Raw genomic sequence first — 13,790 nt, forward strand, 5'->3', positions numbered from 1 at the left:
CAGAACTTCCGGTGCGCTTTGGGCGCTCTTTTTGCCTCACATCTTCGTTGCGCACGCGCCCACCCAGGGTCGGTCGCCGCCCCGCTTCGGTCCTTAGCCCTTCGGCAGCACCGGCGCAGTCGTGTCCAGCTTCAGCTCGGCCTCCGAGAACCGCCACGGCCCACGCACGCCCTTCACGCCCTCCGGCGCGATCTCCATCCCGCGATGCTGGAGTTGCGGGTCGTCGAACGCCTGCCCGATGGAGTTGATCGGCCCCGCCGGTACCGTCGCCTTCTCGCAGGCCTCAAGGATGCCCGCTGCGGTCCAACCGGCTAGCGATTTCTCGATCTCGGCGGTCAGCGCCACCCGGTTCTGTACGCGCAGCTGATTGGTCGCATAATCCGGATTGCCCGCCAGGTCCAGCCGGTCGATTACACCGCAATAGCGCAGGAACTGCCCGTCATTGCCCACCGCCAGGATGAAATGCCCGTCCTTCACCGGCAGCACCTGATAGGGCGCGATATTCGGGTGGGCGTTGCCGCGGCGCATCGGGCTGTCGCCGGTCGCCAGGTAGTTCATCGCCTGGTTCGCCAGCATCGCCGTAGCACAGTCGAGCAGGCTCATATCCACATGTTGCCCCTTGCCGGTGCGGTGACGCTGTTCGACCGCCGCCAGCACACCGATTGTGCCATAAAGCCCGGTGACCACATCAGTCACCGCCACGCCGACCTTCTGCGGCTGGCGGTCAGGTTCCCCGGTGATCGACATCAGCCCCGACATGCCCTGCAACAGGAAGTCATATCCCGCGCGCTGCGCATAGGGTCCGTCCTGCCCAAACCCGGTGATCGAGCAATAGATCAGCCGCGGGTTCAGGTCCTTCACGCTGTCATAATCCAGCCCGTATTTCGCGAGGCCCCCCACCTTGAAGTTCTCGATCAGGATGTCGGCATCCTTGATCAGATCGCGCACCAGCTCCTGCCCCTCCGGCGTACGGAAGTCCGCCACGACCGAACGTTTGCCCCGGTTTGCCGCATAGAAATAGGCTGCCGTCTTGTCGCCATCGCGTTCGATGAAGGGCGGGCCCCAGCTGCGGGTATCATCCCCGGCCGCGCTTTCGACCTTGGTGACTTCGGCGCCCAGATCCGCCAGTGCCTGACCAATCCATGGCCCGGCCAGGATCCGGGCAAGTTCAACGACCTTCAGGCCTTCAAGAGGGTGCATGTGCGTCCTTTACAGATAGGGGGGCGTGCAGGCCGAGATGACCTCGCAGGCCCGATCCGAGATATTGCGGAAACGATGTGGATTACGGCTGTCGAACAGATAGGCATCGCCCGCCTTCAGCACCCGAACCTCGTCGCCCACGGTGACCTCCAACTCGCCCGCGATGACGATCCCGCCCTCGTTGGCTTCGTGTTCGATCATGCTTTCGCCGGTGTCCGCACCGGGCTCGTAACGTTCATGTAGCAGCTGCAACCCGTGCGCCTTCGCATCACCCACCTGTTTCAGGCGGATCATGCCGTCCCCGTCCGCGTAAAGCTGCGAGGTCAGGTCGCGCAATTCGTTCGGGGTAAAGAAGGGTTGCTGCATCGGCGCCTCGTCTGGCTCGAAGAACTCGGACATGGTGATTCCAAATCCGCCCAGAATTTTGCGCAAGCTTGCAACCGACGGGGAGGACCGGTTCGTTTCGATCATCGAGATCTGTCCGTGTGGCACGCCAGCCGCCTCCGCAAGCTGTCTTTGCGAGAGATTGAACTGTGTGCGAAGCTCCTTGAGTCGTGAGCCCACATCAAAATCATTGGTCACCTTTGGCCCTCCTTTGGGTCTGGCCGAGCTGTGCCAAGCGGCGAATCGCAGGATACTGCTCGTTTTTTACTAGCAATGCTCAAATTTTTGAGCAATACACGCTGGGAATCGTATCGACTTTCGTTGAGGAGGACGCTGTGAGCAACAGTCAGGATCTGAAAGCCCGCCGCGACGCTGCTGTCGCCAATGGTGTGGCCACCCGTGGCATCTATGCCGTTCGTGCCGAAAACTCGGAATTGTGGGACGCCGATGGCAAGCGTTTCATCGACTTCGCCGCCGGGATCGCGGTGAACAACACCGGCCATCGTCATCCCAAGGTGATGGCCGCCGTTGCCGCCCAGGCAGAACAGTTCACCCACACCTGCTTCCACGTCGCGCCCTATGAAAGCTACGTGGCCCTGGCTGAGCGTCTGAACGCCGCGACCCCCGGTGATTTTGCCAAGAAAACCATGATGGTGACCACCGGCGCCGAAGCCGTTGAAAACGCCGTCAAGATGGCGCGCGCCTATACCGGCCGCTCCGGTGTCATCGCCTTCTCGGGCGCCTTCCATGGCCGCACCCTGATGGGCATGGCGCTTTGTGGCAAGGTCACCCCCTACAAGAAAAGCTTCGGCGCCATGCCGCCCGAAGTGCTGCACGCCCCCTTCCCGAATGAGTTCCACGGCGTCACCATGGAGGCGTCGCTGGCGGTGCTGGACAACATGTTCAAAAGCTCGATCGACCCCGAGCGTGTCGCCGCGATGATCATCGAGCCGGTGCAGGGTGAAGGTGGCTTCAATATCGCACAGCCCGAATTCCTGCGCGCCCTGCGCAAGATTTGTGACGACCATGGCATCGTTCTGATCGCGGATGAGGTGCAGGCGGGCATCGCCCGGACCGGCAAGCTCTTCGCCTTCGAACACGCAGGCGTGGCCGCGGACCTCGTGACCATGGCCAAGGGCCTGGCGGGCGGCTTCCCGCTCTCAGCCGTGACCGGCCGGGCCGAGATCGTCGATGCCGCCCCCGTTGGCGGCATCGGCGGCACCTATGCCGGCAACCCGCTGGCCGTGGCTGCGGCCAACGCCGTGCTGGAGGTGATCGAGGAAGAGGGCCTCTGTGCCCGCGCGACCGAGATTGGCGAGGTGATCAAGGCCCGCCTGAACGCGATCGCCGACCGCCAGGGCATGGAAGCCATCGGCGACGTGCGCGGCCTGGGCGCGATGGTGGCCTTCGAGCTGGTCACCGACCGGGTCACCAACAACCCGGACCCGGCGCTGACCCAGGCCATCGTGGCCGAGGCTGAGGCCCGCGGTCTGATCATCCTGCCCTGCGGCACCCGCGCCAACGCTGTGCGCTTGCTGCCAGCACTCACCACCCCGATGGACCAGGTCGAAGAGGCCCTGGACATCATCGAAGCCTCGGTCGAGGCTGCCGTAAACACCACCGCCCAAGCGGCTGAATAAGGAGCTTAGATCATGGCAAAAGACCTTTCCCCCCAGTCGCAACCGGCGCTCGCGGGCTTTACCTGGTCCGACCCTTTCCTCCTCGAAGACCAGTTGGCCGAGGACGAGCGCATGGTGCGCGATGCCGCGGCCGCCTATGCCCAGGACCGGCTGATGACCCGCGTCACCGACGCCTTTGCGACGGAAACCACCGACCCCGAGATCTTTCGCGAGATGGGCGAGATGGGCCTCTTGGGCACCACCATTCCCGAGGCCTATGGCGGCATCGGCGCGGGCTATGTGACCTATGGTCTGGTCGCGCGCGAGGTGGAGCGTGTTGATTCAGGTTACCGCTCGATGATGTCGGTCCAGTCCAGCCTGGTCATGTACCCGATCTACGCCTATGGCACTGACGAACAACGGAAAAAATACCTGCCCAAGCTGGCATCAGGCGAGTGGATCGGCTGTTTCGGCCTGACCGAACCGGACGCGGGATCGGATCCCGGAGCCATGAAAACCACCGCCAAGAAGACCGATGGCGGCTACGTTCTGAACGGGTCCAAGATGTGGATCTCCAACGCGCCGATCGCGGATGTTTTCGTCGTCTGGGCGAAATCCGACGCCCATGAGGGGAAAATTAAGGGTTTCGTGCTTGAAAAGGGCATGGCCGGGCTGTCGGCCCCGAAAATCGAAGGAAAACTCTCGCTGCGCGCGTCGATCACGGGCGAGATCGTGATGAATAATGTCGAGGTGGGCGAAGACGCGCTGCTGCCCGATGTCGAGGGGCTGAAAGGCCCGTTCGGCTGCCTGAACCGCGCGCGTTATGGCATCGCCTGGGGCGCGATGGGCGCCGCCGAAGCCTGCTGGCACGGCGCGCGGCAATATGGGCTGGATCGCAAGCAGTTCGGCAAGCCGCTGGCGCAGACCCAGCTCTTCCAGCTGAAACTCGCCAACATGCAGACCGAGATCACCCTGGGCCTGCAAGCCGCGCTGCGCGTCGGCCGCCTGATGGACGAAGCGAAAGCCGCGCCCGAAATGGTCAGCCTGATCAAGCGCAACAACTGCGGCAAGGCGCTGGAAATCGCCCGCCACGCCCGCGACATGCACGGCGGCAACGGGATTTCCCAGGACTTCCACGTGATGCGCCACATGGTGAACCTCGAGACCGTGAACACCTACGAAGGCACCCACGACGTGCACGCCCTCATCCTCGGACGCGCACAGACCGGACTGCAGGCGTTCGGCTAACTCACCCCGGGCGGCCTGAAGAGGCCGCCCGTTTTCCTTTCGGAGACATGACGATGAAAAAGAACCTCGTTGCCGGGGAATGGATCGGTGCGTCCGATGCGTCCGAAAACCGCAACCCCGCCGACCTGTCCGATGTGATTGGCACCTATGCCCGCGCCGATGTGGACCAGGTCAATGCCGCCGTCGACGCCGCAGATGCGGCGCTGGACGGCTGGGCCATGGCCTCGCCGCAGGTGCGTTCGGACCTGCTGGAAGCGGTCGCGCAGCAGCTCTTTGCCCGCGCGGATGAGATCGGCACGCTTCTGGCCCGCGAAGAGGGCAAGACCCTGGCCGAGGCCAAGGGGGAAACCGTCCGCGCCGCGCAGATCTTCCGCTTCTTCGCCGGGGAAGCCATCCGCGTGACCGGCGATGCCGTCGCCTCGGTCCGCCCGGATGTCGCCGTCGAAGTCACCCGCGAGCCGGTCGGTGTGGTCGGTCTGATCACCCCCTGGAACTTCCCCATCGCCATCCCTGCGTGGAAGATCGCCCCGGCGCTGGCCTATGGCAACACCGTGGTGTTCAAACCCGCCGACCTGACCCCGGCCTCGGCCCATGCTCTGGCCGAGATCATCGATGCCGCGGGCTGCCCCGCGGGCGTGTTCAACTTGGTGATGGGCCGTGGCTCGGTTGTCGGCGACGCCATCGTCAACCACCCGAAGGTCGATGCGATTTCCTTCACCGGGTCGGTGCCCGTGGGTCAGAACCTGGCTGCCCAAGCCGCGCGCGGGATGAAGAAGATCCAGCTGGAGATGGGCGGCAAGAACCCCATGGTCGTGCTGGACGATGCCGATCTGGATGTGGCTGTTCCCGCTGTTCTGAACGGCGCCTTCTTCTCGACCGGTCAACGCTGCACCGCGTCGTCGCGTATCGTGGTCGAGGCGGGCATTCACGACGCTTTCGTCGAACGCCTGACCACCGAAATGCAGGCGCTGACCATTGGCAACCCACTGGACACCACCACCCAAGTGGGTCCGGTCGTGTCGGAGAAGCAGTTGGCGAACAACCTGTCTTACGTCGACATTGCGGGCGAAGAGGGCGCCGAGGTCATCGGCGGCGAACGCCTGAACCGTGACACCGAAGGTTTTTTCCAGGCTCCGGCCATGTTCGTGAATGCGACCAACGCTATGCGCTCGTCGCGCGAAGAGATATTTGGCCCTTGCGCGTCGATCATCAAGGTTGCGGACTATGAAGAGGCGCTGGCGGTGGCGAATGACACCGAGTTCGGCCTGTCCTCGGGCATCTGCACATCCAGCCTGAAACACGCGCGTGCCTTCAAGCGTCGGTCGAAGGCGGGCATGGTCATGGTGAACCTGCCGACGGCGGGCGTGGACTACCACGTGCCGTTTGGCGGGCGCAAAGGCTCCAGCCACGGCTCGCGTGAGCAGGGGCGCTACGCCGCCGAGTTCTACACGGTGGTCAAGACCGCCTACGAATTCGCTGGCTAAGGCGACCTACAACGGCAGGGGGCGGTTCTCGGCAATCGCCTCCATTGCGAAGTAGCTGGTGACACTGTCCAGCTCGACCCCCTCGATCAGCCGCTGATAGACCCGGTCATAGCTGGCCATGTCCTGGGTCACGACCTTCAGCTGATAGTCGTAGTCGCCGCCAATGCGGTGAAAATCCACCACCTCGGGAATGGTCAATACGTGGCGACGGAAGGTGGCCAGCCACTCGGCCGAGTGGTGCCGGGTGCGCAGCATCACGAACACCACCAGGTCCAGCCCCAGGGCTTGGCGGTTGATACGGGCGCGCGATCCGTCCAGTACGCCCTTGGCTGTCAGCGCCTGCAATCGTCGCCAGCAGGCGTTCTGTGACATGCCCACGCGCTCCGCCAATTCGCGCTGCGACAGGGAGGCGTCCTTTTGCAGCTCCGCCAAGAGGGCACGATCAATTTGGTCTACATTTAAGTTCATAACGCGATCATATGACCCAAACAACGTGTTAACAACGCAGAAATAGGTAACGATTTCCCATCCGCTGCGGGTCATCCTGTATGAAACACAGGAGTCCCCGCCATGAGCCTTGCCGCCTTTCGCACACGTATCACCACCACTCACGCCGTGCGCGATCTGTCCGCAGGGCTCATTGGCGAGGGGCGCTTGATCCCGGGTCCCGAGGGGGATGTGCCGCTGATCTACGCCGACAACGTCGCCTCCGGCCGCGCCCTGACACAGGTCGAGGATTTCATCCGCGACGAGGTGCTGCCCTTCTATGCCAACACCCACACCGATGCCTCTTTCTGCGGCGCCCATACCACGGCGCTGCGGGAAGCTGCCCGGGCCGAGATCGCGCGTATCACCAAGGCAGGTGACGCGCATGAGGTGATCTTTACCGGCTCCGGTGCCACCGCCGGGCTGAACAGGTTGGTGCATCTTCTGGGCGTGAACCGTGCCGAACGGCCGGTGGTTTTCATCGGGCCGTATGAACACCACTCAAACATCCTGCCCTGGCGCGAAAGCCGGGCGGAGGTGGTGGAGATCCCCGAGGCCCCCGAAGGTGGTCCCGACCTGGAGGCGCTGGCCCGGGCGCTGCATGAACACGGCCAGGCTGATCTGAAGATCGGCGCTTTCTCGGCGGCGTCGAACGTGACCGGCATCATCACCGATCCGGATCCGGTGATCGACCTCCTGCGTGCGCATGGCGCGCTGGCGGTCTGGGACTATGCGGGCGCCGGTCCCTACCTGAACATCGACGCGACGCGCATGGATGCCATCGCTGTCAGCCCACACAAGTTCCCGGGCGGGCCGGGCGCTTCGGGTGTGTTGATTCTGCGCAAGGAAGCTGTGCGGGCACGCTGCCCCTCCTGGCCAGGCGGTGGTACGGTCAGCTTCGTCTCGCCTTGGCGGCATGACTATGTCGATGACCTGGCCGCACGCGAGGAAGCGGGCACGCCCAACATTGTTGGTGACATCCGCGCGGGGCTTGCTTTCCTGGTCAAGGAGGCAGTGGGTGAGGACACCATCGCGGCCCGTGAGGCGCAGTTCCGCGCCATGGCCGAAGCCGCCTGGGGCGCCAACCCGCAGATCACAATCCTAGGCGCGGACAAGCCGCACCGCCTGCCAATCTTCTCGCTGATCATTCGCGACGGGGCAGGGGAGGTGGTCTCTCCCCAGCTGTTCACCCGCATGCTGTCGGACCTATATGGCATCCAGGCGCGTGGGGGCTGTGCCTGTGCGGGGCCGTATGGGCACCGGCTGCTGGGCATTGAACAGGCGCAGTCCCAGGCGATCCACGATGCGCTGGCGGCTGGCGACATGGTCGAGAAACCGGGCTGGACGCGGCTGAACTTTACCTATCTGGACGACACCGCAAAGGTGGCGCGCATATTGGATGCGATCACCGAGTTGACCGCGCAGATCGACCAGCACCGGCCCAAATACGCCTTTGACCCGGCCAGCGGCCAATGGTCGCGCCGCGCCAAAGCGGCCTAAGCGCCACAGGGGGCCGCAATCTGCGCGTGCCCTCCTTTGCCCCTTTTCGCCACCCCGGCCCGGCGTTAAGAGAGGCGCAATCAAGGAGCCGGGACATGAGCGATATCAAGCCGCAGCCAGGAATTCTGGAGATCGCGCCTTACGTGGGCGGGGCCTCGAAGATCGAGGGCGTGACTGACGTGGTGAAACTCAGCTCGAACGAAAACCCGTTCGGGCCCAGCGAAAAGGCGACGGAAGCCTTCCGTCGCGCCAGCCACGACCTGCATCGCTACCCCAACACGCATCACACGCCCCTGCGTACAGCCATCGCCGAACAGCACGACCTGGACGTGACCCGCATCATCTGCGGCGTCGGTTCGGACGAGATCATTGCCTTCCTCTGCCAGGCCTATGCGGGCGTGGGGGACGAGGTGATCTACACCGAACACGGCTTCTCCATGTACAAGATCTCGGCGCTGGCCGCAGGCGCCACGCCGGTCAAGGTCGGCGAGTCCGACCGCGTGGTCGACGTGGATAAGATCCTGGCGGGCTGCACCCCGCGCACGCGCCTGGTGTTCATTGCCAACCCGGGTAATCCGACCGGCACGATGGTCAAGCCTGCCGAGTTGAAACGCTTGGCCGAAAGCCTGCCCGAAAAAGTGCTCCTGGTGCTGGACGGCGCCTATGCCGAGTTCGCCGATGGGTTCGACGGCGGCGCCTCGCTGGTGGACAGCCGCGACAACGTGGTGATGACGCGCACCTTCTCCAAGGCCTATGGTCTGGGCGGGTTGCGCGTCGGCTGGGGCTATGGCCCGGCCGAGGTGATCGACGTGCTAAACCGCATCCGCGGGCCGTTCAACCTGTCCGAGCCGCAGCTGGCCACCGCCGAAGCCGCGCTGCGCGACCGTGACCACGTGGACCGCTGCGTGCGGGAAAACGACCGCCTGCGCGCCTGGCTGCGCGAGGCGCTGATCGGCCATGGGTTGGAGGTGGATGAAAGCCACGCCAACTTCCTGCTGGTGCGCTTTGCCGACGAGGCAGAGGCCGTCGCCTGCGATGAAGCGCTGAAAGCCGACGGGCTGATTGTGCGCCGCGTGGGTGGCTATGGCTTCCCCGAGGCGCTACGCATTACGGTCGGTGACGAACCGGCCTGCCGCCGCGTGGCCCATGTGATCGGACGGTTCAAGGGGACGGTGGAATGAGCGTGATCTATCAACGTGTTGCCCTGATCGGGCTGGGCCTGATCGCCGGTTCCATGGCCCATGCGATGCGTCGCGGTGGTCTGGTCGGCGAGATCGTCGGCACCTCCCGATCCGCCGAGACCCGCAATGTGGCCGCCCAGATCAACCTGGTCGACCGCGTCACCGAAACCGCCGCCGAGGCGGTTAAGGACGCTGACCTGATCGTGCTCGCGGTGCCCGTGGGCGCCATGGGCGCCGTTGCCGCCGAGATCGGGCCGCATCTGAAACCGGGCGCGACCGTCACCGACGTGGGCTCGGTCAAGAAAGCCGTGATCGAGGCCGTGCAGCCGCACATCCCCGAGGGCGTGCATTTCATCCCCGGCCACCCACTGGCAGGCACCGAACACAGCGGCCCGACCTCGGGTTTTGCCGAGCTTTTCGACAACCGCTGGTGCCTGATCGTGCCGGTCGAGGGCACGGACGAGACCGCGACCGAGCGGCTGGGGGACCTGTGGAAGGGCATGGGCTCACATGTCGACGTGATGGATGCCGATCACCACGACTTGGTGCTCGCCGTGACCAGCCATACGCCGCACCTCATCGCCTATACGATGGTCGGCGTGGCCGACGACCTGCGCCGGGTGACTGACAGCGAGGTCATCAAGTATTCGGCTGCCGGTTTCCGCGACTTTACCCGCATCGCCGCCTCGGACCCGACCATGTGGCGCGACGTCTTCCTGACCAACAAGGAAGCCACGCTGGAAATCCTTGGCCGCTTCACCGAGGAGCTTTTCGCCCTGCAACGTGCGATCCGCACTGGCAATGGTGAGCTGCTTCACGATTATTTCACCCATACGCGTGCGATCCGTCGTGGTATCATCGAGGCGGGGCAGGACACCGACGCCCCGGATTTCGGGCGCGGAGGGACGCAGAAGTGAAATCGCTGGCAGCTCTGGTTGTAACGCTGACCTTCTCGCTGGTGGGGCAGGCCGTGGCCTATGCGCCCGCGACGTCACCGCGTCCGATCAAGCGGCCCGGAACGGAAACCGTCGCCCCGCCCATTGTCGGCTCGGTCGCGACGGCCACTGCCGAGGCCCCGCGCCGCTCGCCGCGCCCGCAGCGCAGACCTGGCAGCCGAGTGGTTACGACTGCGGCCATCGAGACCGCCGTCACGCAGGCAACTGGGCCCGTCACCGAGGCTGCAGTTAGCCGGTCCCCGCGTCCGAAACGGCGCCCGGCGGTCCGCACCGCCACCGTTGCCACGCCAGCCCCGACACCGGTGAGCGAGACGCGCACCCGCCGCCAATCCCGCCGCGGCTCAGTCTGCGGCGTGCGGGAAATCCGCGGCCAGAAGATCGACCCGATCCCCGGACGGTTGCCCGGTTGCGGCATCTCGGACGCCGTGCGCGTGACCGAGATTGCAGGGGTAACGCTCAGCCAGGCATCGGTCATGGATTGCGACACGGCCAAGGCGCTGAACCGCTGGGTCGAGACCGGCGTGAAACCGGCGGTCGGACGTCTGGGCGGTGGACTTTCCAGCCTGCGCGTCGCCGCGCATTATTCCTGCCGCACCCGCAACAACCAGCCGGGTGCGAAGATCAGCGAACATGGCAAGGGCCATGCCATCGACATCTCGGGTTTCGTGTTGAAGAACGGGGTCACGATCTCGGTACTGAACGGTTGGCGTGATCCGGTGCAGGGCAAGGTTCTGAAGGCCGCTCACGCTGCCGCCTGCGGGCCCTTCGGCACGGTGCTGGGCCCGAACGCGGACCGGTATCACCAGGATCACCTGCACATGGACACCGCCCGCCATCGCGGCGGGTCCTACTGCCGCTGAGCCCTAGCGGATGACGAAACGCGGGGCCTGGCCCAGCGGGACGGGGCCGAACCAAACCCGGCCCCGGTCGAATTTCAACGGCGTATCGAGCGTTTCGGGGTCGCCCGACAGCCCGGCCAGGAACTCCAGTGCCGAGGTGATCGTGCCTTCGAACTCCGGCGCCATCACGCCCGCGCCCACCGCGATCTTCACCATGTCGCGCCAGTTCTTGGCCTTCACGGTGATCTCTCCGGTTGCCAAACCAACGCTGTCCACCTGCAGCTCACCTGCCATCCACAGGTCCAGCTCGCCCCATTGCGCCTTGAGGATGTCCAGCTGAATGCGCTTGGGCTGAGGCCGTGCGCGTTCGACGGCGAAGCGGTCCCAGGGCGCGTCGAATTCCACCGTGGCACGGATTTCCAGCCCGTCGAACACCTCCGGCAGCAGCACTCCGCGTGAGACCATCTGCACCAGGCCCGAGGCCGGTTTCACGCCCCGCGCCTCAAGGCTGAGGTCATAGGAATTCACCACCGTGGGCGTGCGGCGCACCGCCAGCTGCGCATGTTCCATCGACGCGGTCCAGCCCAGGGTCGAGGCCAACTCGACCCGTTCCGCCACGACTGATGATCGGTCCAGCCCCAGTGCCGTTGTCGGCTCCAACACCAGCGATCCACGCATGTCCGCCGCGGTGATGTCGATCCGCTCGAAAGGCGTGGCCAGCACTTGCTTGTCTGGCCAGACCGCGATCACGTGATGCGGCCGATAGGACAGGGAAAGGATCTGGAACCAGGGTGCCGACCAGGCGACACCAGTGCGCGGGTCGGCCAACTCCAGGTTCGTCACGGTGGTGTCGAACCGGTTCGGAAAGCCGCGTGTGTTCAGCGTCTCGTACTCGGCGACCCACCCGTCAGTCTGCCGATCCCCGATCCAGGCCACCAGCGCTCGTTCCATCGCCGAGGAGCCAACAAACCAATACCCGCCCCAGATACCACCCAACAGAAGGGCCACTGCCAGAATTTTGCGCATTTCGCCTCTTTCCCTTCGATCTCAACCCGTGTTTATAGACCCCGCGCAACAAGGACCAGACGGATGAGCAAATCGGAACTGTGGGTGTTCGGCTATGGATCGCTGATGTGGCACCCGGGCTTTACCCATGTGGAAAAACTGACCGCCACCCTGCCGGGCTACTGGCGCAGCTTCTGCATGCGCTCGATCCACCATCGCGGGACCGAGGATCACCCGGGCCTGGTGCTTGCGCTGGACGAACACGGCGGCGCCGAATGTGACGGGCTGGCCTTTCGCGTCTGCCCGGAAAGCCATGACAAGACCATGGCGGCCCTGCGCGAACGCGAGCTGATTTCCTCGGCCTATCTGGAGCGCGAGTTGGAAATTCTTTTGCACGACGGGCGCCGGGTGCAGGCGGTGACCTATGTGATCGACCCCGACCACGTGCAATATTGCTCGCTCGGGCTTGAAGAACAGGCGCAGATCATCTCGACCGCCGTCGGCGGGCGCGGGCCGAACACCGAATACCTCTACAACACCGCCGACCACCTGGAAGAGCTGGGTATCGAAGACGCCGACCTGACCTGGCTGGCGGGCCGTGTGCGCGAACTGACCGCATAATCGCCGCTTGGCAGCGGCGCGCGCCCGGCCTATCCTTCGCGACAACGATAACGTCGACAGGGGGTCCGGGATGGAGCAGCCGGATCAGGCACCTCGCGTGAGGGCCGAATTGAATTTCACCCGCCCGGTGACACAAACGATTCTGATGCTGTCTGTGCTGGGGCTGGTCGGCGCGGGCGTGTTTGTCGCGTTGCCACGGGTCCGGCCGGTCATCGAGGCGAACCTGTATCTGAACGGGTTCATCCTGTTCGTCTTCGTGATCGGCCTGTTCGCCTGTTTCTGGCAGGTCTGGCAGATTCGCACCTCGGTCAGCTGGATCAAGGGCTTTACCGGCGAGCGCGAGGGCTTTGACGCCGCCCGCGCCCCGCGCATTCTGGCCCCTTTGGCCGCGCTGCTGGGTTCGCGGGGGGCACGGATGCAAATCGGTGCGGCCTCGTCGCGGTCGATCCTCGATTCCGTTGCCACCCGTATCGACGAAGCGCGCGACATCACGCGCTACATCACCAACCTGCTGATTTTTCTCGGCCTTCTTGGCACGTTCTTTGGCCTCGCCACCACGGTTCCCGCCGTCGTTGACACGATCCGCTCGCTGGCCCCCAGCGAGGGCGAGGCAGGCGTCGAGGTGTTCAACCGCCTGATGACCGGGCTGGAAGAGCAGCTGGGCGGCATGGGCACGGCGTTTTCCTCGTCGCTGCTGGGCCTCGCCGGTTCGCTGGTCGTCGGCCTTCTGGAGCTTTTCGCGGGCCATGGACAGAACCGCTTCTATCGGGAACTGGAGGAATGGCTGTCCACTATCACCACCGTCGGCTTCACCACCGGAGACAGCGAGGAAGCCTCTGGCGATGCTGGTCTGGTGGCAGCCCTCGCCGCCCACATGGCCGAACAGATGGAAGCATTGCAGCACCTGTTCACACAATCCGACGTTTCGCGCGCGCTGGTGGATGAGCGGTTGGGCACTCTGGCCGAGGCTGTCGACCGCCTGAGCCACCGGATTGAGGCCGAAGGCGTCTCCACCCCGATCCTGATCCGCATGGCCGAAGGGCAGGACCGCATGTTGGCCCTGATGGAAGCCCAGGCCGAGGCCCGGGCGGAGGAAGAGGGCAGCGCTGGCACCGATGCCGAAAGCCGTATGCGCCTGCGTTCGATTGATGTGCAGCTTCTGCGCATCCTCGAGGAAATGGCCGCCGGTCGCCAGGAAAGCCTGGCCGAGCTGCGCATGGACCTGGCCCAGCTGACCAAGGCCATTCGTCAAAGCGGGCGGGCCTGA

At 64.7% G+C, this 13,790-nt stretch carries 13 protein-coding genes; 9 read left to right on the forward strand and 4 right to left on the reverse strand.

Annotated elements, in window-relative coordinates:
* Positions 1-93: 93 nt before the first annotated feature.
* Together ACO07D_RS12000 and ACO07D_RS12005 are read right to left on the reverse strand one after the other, a co-directional pair.
* Complete coding sequence (locus ACO07D_RS12000; RefSeq protein ID WP_421703180.1) at positions 94-1,200, reverse strand: CaiB/BaiF CoA transferase family protein; 1,107 nt, start codon at positions 1,198-1,200, stop codon at positions 94-96.
* 9 nt (positions 1,201-1,209) lie between these two features.
* Positions 1,210-1,782: a cupin domain-containing protein gene (locus tag ACO07D_RS12005; protein WP_421703181.1), complete on the reverse strand. Its 573-nt coding sequence runs from the start codon at positions 1,780-1,782 to the stop codon at positions 1,210-1,212.
* 137 nt (positions 1,783-1,919) lie between these two features.
* Between ACO07D_RS12005 and gabT the strand changes: the two genes are divergently transcribed.
* The 3 genes from gabT to ACO07D_RS12020 are packed head-to-tail and all read left to right on the forward strand — an operon-like array spanning position 1,920 to position 5,935.
* A complete protein-coding gene (gene gabT, locus ACO07D_RS12010; RefSeq protein ID WP_421703182.1) occupies positions 1,920-3,224 on the forward strand; it encodes a 4-aminobutyrate--2-oxoglutarate transaminase in 1,305 nt (434 codons plus the stop codon).
* A gap of 12 nt (positions 3,225-3,236) precedes the next feature.
* On the forward strand, positions 3,237-4,451 hold the full coding sequence (locus tag ACO07D_RS12015) for an acyl-CoA dehydrogenase (RefSeq protein WP_421703183.1): 1,215 nt from the start codon (positions 3,237-3,239) through the stop codon (positions 4,449-4,451).
* A gap of 47 nt (positions 4,452-4,498) precedes the next feature.
* Positions 4,499-5,935 carry an aldehyde dehydrogenase family protein gene (locus tag ACO07D_RS12020; RefSeq protein ID WP_421703184.1) on the forward strand — a complete coding sequence of 479 codons (1,437 nt, stop codon included), beginning with the start codon at positions 4,499-4,501 and terminating at the stop codon, positions 5,933-5,935.
* A gap of 6 nt (positions 5,936-5,941) precedes the next feature.
* Here ACO07D_RS12020 and ACO07D_RS12025 read toward each other — a convergent pair whose 3' ends face one another.
* Positions 5,942-6,403: an Lrp/AsnC family transcriptional regulator gene (locus ACO07D_RS12025; protein WP_421703185.1), complete on the reverse strand. Its 462-nt coding sequence runs from the start codon at positions 6,401-6,403 to the stop codon at positions 5,942-5,944.
* Positions 6,404-6,505: 102 nt separating this feature from the next.
* Between ACO07D_RS12025 and ACO07D_RS12030 the strand changes: the two genes are divergently transcribed.
* From ACO07D_RS12030 to ACO07D_RS12045, 4 genes are all read left to right on the forward strand, one after another.
* Positions 6,506-7,921 carry an aminotransferase class V-fold PLP-dependent enzyme gene (locus tag ACO07D_RS12030; protein WP_421703186.1) on the forward strand — a complete coding sequence of 472 codons (1,416 nt, stop codon included), beginning with the start codon at positions 6,506-6,508 and terminating at the stop codon, positions 7,919-7,921.
* A gap of 95 nt (positions 7,922-8,016) precedes the next feature.
* Complete coding sequence (hisC, locus tag ACO07D_RS12035; RefSeq protein WP_421703187.1) at positions 8,017-9,102, forward strand: histidinol-phosphate transaminase; 1,086 nt, start codon at positions 8,017-8,019, stop codon at positions 9,100-9,102.
* Positions 9,099-10,019 (forward strand): prephenate/arogenate dehydrogenase family protein, encoded by a 921-nt coding sequence (locus tag ACO07D_RS12040; RefSeq protein WP_421703188.1) that lies wholly within the window; start codon positions 9,099-9,101, stop codon positions 10,017-10,019. Before hisC ends, ACO07D_RS12040 begins: the two co-directional genes overlap by 4 nt.
* Positions 10,016-10,918: an extensin family protein gene (locus ACO07D_RS12045; RefSeq protein ID WP_421703189.1), complete on the forward strand. Its 903-nt coding sequence runs from the start codon at positions 10,016-10,018 to the stop codon at positions 10,916-10,918. The genes ACO07D_RS12040 and ACO07D_RS12045 overlap by 4 nt, the downstream gene beginning before the upstream one ends.
* A 3-nt stretch (positions 10,919-10,921) precedes the next feature.
* On the opposite strand, the gene ACO07D_RS12050 is transcribed toward ACO07D_RS12045, so the two are convergent.
* Entirely contained in the window at positions 10,922-11,923 is a 1,002-nt protein-coding gene (locus ACO07D_RS12050) for a DUF2125 domain-containing protein (RefSeq protein ID WP_421703190.1), read from the reverse strand.
* Between the two features lie 63 nt (positions 11,924-11,986).
* On the opposite strand from ACO07D_RS12050, the gene ACO07D_RS12055 reads away from it, so the two are divergent.
* A complete protein-coding gene (locus ACO07D_RS12055; RefSeq protein WP_421703191.1) occupies positions 11,987-12,523 on the forward strand; it encodes a gamma-glutamylcyclotransferase in 537 nt (178 codons plus the stop codon).
* 70 nt (positions 12,524-12,593) lie between these two features.
* Entirely contained in the window at positions 12,594-13,790 is a 1,197-nt protein-coding gene (locus tag ACO07D_RS12060) for a biopolymer transporter ExbB (protein WP_421703192.1), read from the forward strand.

It is taken from the genome of Aliiroseovarius sp. (assembly GCF_965228805.1).
Taxonomy (GTDB): Bacteria; Pseudomonadota; Alphaproteobacteria; order Rhodobacterales; family Rhodobacteraceae; genus JASBTN01.